A 6341-nucleotide genomic window follows, 5' to 3' on the forward strand; every position below is an offset into this window, starting at 1 on the left:
CAGAATATGTTTGCACTGAAACAGAACTCATATTTGAAGAAAAATAGAATAAAGCGAGGGTCATTTAGCCCTTCATCAAGAAGCCCACTTTCATTGATACAGCTGGCTGGAGAACAAGATGCTGTAAATGAAATAAGTCCATTTAAACGAGGAAATGTTCTCAGAGATATAATTGATACTAATGGAATGAGCTATGCAACTTTACAATGGGCTAGGCAAAACGAATCAAAACTTTTAGAAGAGATCTATGATCAACTTAACAACCTAGAAACGAACGGGTCTGAGATAGAAAAGAAAGCTGCCGTTTTAGCTAAATCAGATATTAATCGCATAAGTGCTCAAATATTTAAAACACTTAAAGTTGGTAATTGCGGTGAGTTTGCAAATATGACGTCGTATACTTTAAGAAAAAACACAGTAGATCAATACATATATACAGTGTCTATGGAGGGGGCTATTTTTGATGAAGCAAATTCAAAATGGACTGATCATGCATTTAATATAGTGCAGCCCATTGAAGTGCTTGATAAACCCGTTTTAAACCCAAAAGGATTTAAAGACGATGCAATGATAGCTGACTCATGGGGAGATCAGAATCCGGTAAAACTCAAAGATTTCTTAGCCCGCGACAACCCTTATGGAAAGAGAATGAACCGCTCTGAAATGAAAATACGTAAAACGATTAAAGCAGATGGTCAAGAAACTTTAAATGATCCGTCAGTAATTAAAATAATTACCGACGTAATAAATAATTCATACAAAGCAGATAGGTTATTGATAGAAGCAACAGCTGATCAAAAAATGCAAAGTATTAATAATGGAGAAAACGACCCACATTTATTTTAAGCAAGGTTTTATAAATACAGTCACTCTAATTTTATAGGGTGGCTGTTACCTTAAAAACCAGCTCCATCTTAAAATCCCCCCTACTTCAACCTAACATGTAACAAGATCCCTTTATGGTCTGTTACCGCAACTGCACCATTACTTACTATATTACTTAGCTGATGATGAGTGCGTCCTTCATAGGTTGCGTCGTCATCGTCACTGTCTGAGCCATCATCTCCGTCATCATTTACGCCGTGGTAAACAAACTGATTGGTATACTCTATCCAAGGAAGGTGAACGGTGTTTTCGTTATATAAAGCAATATCGTAGAACTTCTCTCCTGTAGAGTTAGTACCATAGAGGTTACCGAATGAATTTTTTAAGGTTGAATCTGTTACGACTTTTGTTGCTAGTTTATAGCTATTACCACCAGAACTCATGGCATTTAGAATATTTACCACGGTAGAAATACCGTTTTGATTCGTGTCGCCCATGATGATATCGGGTATTTTTTTAATTAAGCTAGAGGCGTTAATTTTGTCTTTTAAGCCAGTGAAAAAGCTCTGCATTCCAGTGCTTGAAGAAGCATGGCTATTAGGCACATGTAAAAAGACGATCAATAAATTGTTTTTAATGAATACAACAAAGCCGGTGTCACTTAGAAAGTGTGTATTTAAACTTAAGTTGGTATCTAAAATTGGTGTGAACAAACTGAAATTCTGACAATGCTTCTTTGCAGAAGCCACTCTGACGCTTTTCCCTAGATCCCTAAAGGTACTGATATCATCCGAAGTAATCTGAGCGTTTAACTCCCCGACACAAGTAATATCTACATACTGTTTAATACTTCGGCGCATTTGCCTTTGACCATTCAAGATCAAACGCCTTATGTATCGCCTTCTAAGCATTCTGTCCTTATCCCTGCTTACTAGCGGCTTATACTCTCTCACTTTTACATCTAGTTTGAGCCTTTTCGGCTTTGCTTTTTTAGCTATTTTCTTTGAGGTAATAGCTTTGGGGGCTCTAAGCAGCTTTTCACGAAATCTAATCGTACCGCTGCTTACAGCACGCTTAGCAGTAGTTCGGGTATGCATGCACTCTTTCCAAGAATACGAACTTGTCGGGTCAGAGCTATTTGTTTCTATGGATTGATAATAGATGCTAGTACTCGTAGTCATAAAAATCCTTGTAAAGGCTACCTATATCTGAATTTAGGAACAGAAAAATTGAATTCAGTTAAAAATCATATATTAAATGGCAAGAGATACAAAGCAGGTTTATAGATGAGGATTCGGTGTTAGAGGCTTTTTTAGACAATAAAAAGCCATGATAAACTATGAGATTTTATCATGGCTGTTTTGTTTAATTAGCAACTTTTTTTACAGCACTTGAAAGTTGATATTCCTTCCTTTCCAATAATTTAATTTGCTTTACTGATCGTTTATATTTTAAAAATTTATATATAAAATACCTTGAAACATGGTCTTCGTGAGTTGAAAGTATAATTTGCCTATCAGAGAACTCATTTCTTAAAAGTTCAACTAGCGAAATCATATTGATTTCATCCATCGTTTGCACAGGGTCATCAATCAGCAAAGTGCCAAAACCTCTGGCATACACTTTATTTAGTGCTAGATAAAGTGTAATAACTACTGCTGCTATTTGCCCAGAACTCATAGTATTAATGACGTCATGATCACTTTTCCAGTTGGAAACAAATCGAATATTTTTCAGCTCATTTCCACCTGTTTTATCTTTAATGAATATTCCATTTCCAATACCAGACTGATGAGCCTGAAGCACTTTTCCTGAATAAATATAGAATGGAATTTCAATATCTTTAATGAGAAGTTTTTGATAACGGCTTATTGCTGATTTTAAATTTCTCCGCAATTTGTAAATAGAACTTTTCTTGGTATTTAATATATTAATTTCCTGCTTAACAGATTGATATTTTTTTATATCACTTGTAATCATCTCGGAAAATAATTGCTGAATATACTTAGACTTTAGTTTTATGTCTTCTATATGCAGTAAGTTCAAATACTTTGAATTAGAATCAAAGTAAATTTTAAATACATTATCAAAATTTATTTCATCATTTGATTCATCATAACCTTCAGGGCTATATTTAATCTTCTCTAAAATTCTATCTCTAATAAGTGATAAATTTTTTTCAATTTCAGATTCCGTATTATTTTCAGGCTTATAATTCAACAACAAATCTGAGTAAGCTATTTTTTCTTGATTCAGCCATAGCTTTAGATTAGCGAAGCGCTCGCCCATTTCTTTTGCTTTCTCCAGTTCAGAAATATGCTCTTCAGAAGGAGCCACTGTATTAGATAAAAATTTACTTGTCTTCCCAAAAAATATTGGCAATGTATGTTTCAAAAAATCACTTTGCAACTTATCTAAACGCTTCTCATCGTCTGTCAAAATTGATTTTAAAGCTAATTCCTTTTTTTCGATCGATTGGATCAACTCTGTGTGTTCATTAAAACCAGTACCACAAAGAAAACATTCCTTTTCTAACTTCTCGTTAATTAAAAAAGCTTTTAAATAATTTCTATTACCAAGTAGCTCAAGTAAAAACTTTGAGCTTTCTTGATTACGTTCATTTCCTTCAACGATCTGTTTTAAAAATTTAAGAAAATCATCCCCAGATTCATAACCAACTAAAGAAAAAACTTCAACTAAATCATTTGAGGAAAGCAATTTTTTAAAACTTTCGAAATTTAGCAACGATGTAATCTTTGTAACTAAATCAACCTGCCTAGACTGCTCCTTAAGTTGATCTATTTTATTAACATACTTAGAATATGCTATAAATAGTTTCAAAACATCATGTTGGTTTGTAGCTAGGATATGTTTCCTACGACTTAAGTAAAATTCACGATATTTTACTAATCTACCAATATTATGCAGCTCTGATAAAATACCATCTCTTTTTTCAGATGAAAGAGCCTCAATGTTCTCTCTATCCCATTCAAAGTGTATATCTTTCCACTCTAACAGAGACTTAAAACATAATATTGATTCTTGTCCACCTTCAGAAGTCTCCAAGTTCCCTCTGTTTTCAAGATTTTTTTTCTCTCTATCTTTTTCCCTTAGAATTTCATCAAGACGTTTTTCTATCTGTTCGACTTTAAAAACTTTATCTTGCATTTCAATAGTGTCACCAAAAAGAACTGACAAAGCTTCTGCACGCTCTTTCTCTTTTTTATGCTTTAGAAAGTGAGCGGTATCTTCCTGTTCAACATAGTGAAACAAAGTAAAGTCACGCCCTAAATTAGGGCTACCTATTAATTCATTTAAATCAAACTCAGTAATAATTTTTCGCTCATTATTCTTGAGTAAGATAAGATCCCAAAGGCTTCTGAAGTTGCTAATTTTCTTTGCACTATTAGGCAAATCCTTCTTTAATCGCCTCTCAATTAATATACAATCTTCATCATTCCTTAACTCCAATCTTACAAAGCAATCTGCGCTATTTTTATACGCAACAACAACATCTTTAGGGTTTTGCTGATTTTCAGTTGAATTAAAACGCCTTATCCCTCCTGTGAGAGCTAGTTCAATAGCATCATATACAGTTGTTTTTCCATGTCCGTTTGGACCATCAAATACAACAAGCTCATTACCGCTAAAATTTATAGTGAATTCTTCACCAAATAACTTAAAATTATTGAATGTAAGCTTTTCCAGTCGATATAAGTTACTCATACCTCCCCCCAAGCTGATGTAACTTTTGCATCAATAAGATCGGAGCTAAAATTTTCATCACCATCACAAATAAAATCAAGTAATTCTAAATCAGATTGATCTAACTCACTTCTAACAAAACTACTCAAATCATCTAGTTGATTTGGTTGAGGTAAATAATGTACAAAAGGGAGCTTTGTAATTACTCTGATAAGTAATGGATAATAATTCCCATCTTCAAGCTTCTGTGTTTTAAAAGAATCAAATAAGCCTCCCTCATCACTCATTAGCAATTTATTTAAGTGTTCATTACTAAATTGGTTATTTAGTTTTTCTTTTAGAGATACCAGTTCACTTTTAGAGTAAGTAATAACATTCTTTTTAAAGAAGTATGGATTTTCTTCAAAATTTAATAATAGCTTCTCGGTAATATGACCGGCTTCACAACATAAGATTAGCGTACTATTTTTTCTAAAACTTTCGTCCGTACAGTCCAACTTTTCTAAAACATCCATGAACTTCTCAGCATACTCATTAATCAGCTTTTTAATAAGAGCATCATCCGCGGCCTCGCATTCAAGAATAAGATAATACTCCTGATTAACGTTTTCTTTACTAGGCACCCCAATTTTTGAATTGACACCTTCAATATCTATCTCAACCTCATGCATAACAAGACTGTTTGATTCACAAAGTCCATGTAAAATATCAAGCATTGCTTATTTCCTCTATTGCAGTACTTACCTTTATAAGACGAATATCGTGAGAAATCTGTGTAATCCTTTCTCTGCTTTCAGGGGGCTCATCGACATAAAAATCATTCAAAGTTACTTCCGAAAGTCTGCAATATTCTTCGGCAAAGCACTCAATCTCAGTTGCATGTTCACACCCTGTTACCATAGCAGTCACTTCAAATAATGATGAAATAGCCTGGCTGTTGTTCATTATTTTAATAACTAATTGTTTCTTAGTTTGCGCCCCAATTGTTGTTGGTAAATAAATTTTATTTCCATTTTTATATAGAATTAACTGTTCATTCTGCTTGTGGATAAATTTTGTACGACACATTTCACTAAAGATTGAAAATAAGTATTGCTTTAAATTATCAACATTTGTAAGAAGAGCTTTTTCAATGGTTTTTCCTGTATCCAAAGCTACATGAGGATTAAGTTTTTTAAAGTAATGCCATAACTCATTTGCGGATAAGTCTATTAAGATGTCCATAACTACATTTAAATTAGAATCATCATTTAAATATGCTTCAGCAATATCAGGCTGGCATAAGTCTTGATCATCAAGAAACTCTTCAAAGGTTTTTATGAATAGCAGTTTAAATTTTGATGCTAGGTAAGCATCATCACTATCTCTAATTCGATCATTGGTAAAAAGGTCTATAATTTCTTTAAAAGTAATCGGTGTTTCATTTTCACAATTAAGGTTAGTATGCTTTAAAATAACATTTTCATCTAGTTTTGCTAATAGAGCACAAAACAGCTTATCTAACGCTTCATCATTTGAGTTAATATTCAGGGCAAGATTAAGATCAGAGATAGCATTTTTTACTTTTTCATCAATATCATTAATATCGCATGCAAAAGTATCACCATACCTATATTGTTCAACCCTATTTATAACTCCTGCATCAGCCGTTGATAAATAAGCCTCATTAAGAACCGTTTGAATGCTATCTTCGTTAATTAAGCGATCATCTTCTTCCTTTGCTTGCCTAAGAATTTTTACCTTTTTTTCTGTAACATTGTCTTCAGTAAAAGCCTTATGAATAAAAGAATCATTAGGATCTTCAATATGAT

5 protein-coding genes are annotated in these 6341 nt (G+C 33.1%); 1 reads left to right on the forward strand and 4 read right to left on the reverse strand.

Annotation, left to right across the window (positions count from 1 at the left end; genetic code table 11):
* The first annotated feature begins 6 nt into the window (after positions 1-6).
* Positions 7-846 (forward strand): hypothetical protein, encoded by an 840-nt coding sequence (locus tag MED121_RS18170; RefSeq protein WP_009835222.1) that lies wholly within the window; start codon positions 7-9, stop codon positions 844-846.
* An 80-nt stretch (positions 847-926) separates the two neighbouring features.
* Here MED121_RS18170 and MED121_RS18175 read toward each other — a convergent pair whose 3' ends face one another.
* From MED121_RS18175 to MED121_RS18190, 4 genes are all read right to left on the reverse strand, one after another.
* Positions 927-2006, reverse strand: a complete 1080-nt coding sequence (locus tag MED121_RS18175) for a hypothetical protein (RefSeq protein WP_131471004.1) — start codon at positions 2004-2006, stop codon at positions 927-929.
* A gap of 184 nt (positions 2007-2190) precedes the next feature.
* Entirely contained in the window at positions 2191-4551 is a 2361-nt protein-coding gene (locus tag MED121_RS18180; protein WP_009835224.1) for an AAA family ATPase, read from the reverse strand.
* Positions 4548-5246 carry an ABC-three component system middle component 1 gene (locus MED121_RS18185; protein WP_009835225.1) on the reverse strand — a complete coding sequence of 233 codons (699 nt, stop codon included), beginning with the start codon at positions 5244-5246 and terminating at the stop codon, positions 4548-4550. Before MED121_RS18185 ends, MED121_RS18180 begins: the two co-directional genes overlap by 4 nt.
* Positions 5239-6341: ABC-three component system protein (locus MED121_RS18190; protein WP_009835226.1), on the reverse strand; the 1103-nt coding region annotated here is incomplete at its 5' end. The genes MED121_RS18190 and MED121_RS18185, both read right to left, overlap by 8 nt.

Origin of the sequence: Marinomonas sp. MED121 (genome assembly GCF_000153025.1) — a bacterium.
Lineage (GTDB): Bacteria > Pseudomonadota > Gammaproteobacteria > Pseudomonadales > Marinomonadaceae > Marinomonas.

Coding starts and splice junctions, on each gene's coding strand:
- MED121_RS18170 (WP_009835222.1), top strand. CDS start 7: ATGTTTGCACTGAAACAGAACTCATATTTGAAGAAAAATAGAATAAAG.
- MED121_RS18180 (WP_009835224.1), bottom strand. CDS start 4,551: ATGAGTAACTTATATCGACTGGAAAAGCTTACATTCAATAATTTTAAG.
- MED121_RS18175 (WP_131471004.1), bottom strand. CDS start 2,006: ATGACTACGAGTACTAGCATCTATTATCAATCCATAGAAACAAATAGC.
- MED121_RS18185 (WP_009835225.1), bottom strand. CDS start 5,246: ATGCTTGATATTTTACATGGACTTTGTGAATCAAACAGTCTTGTTATG.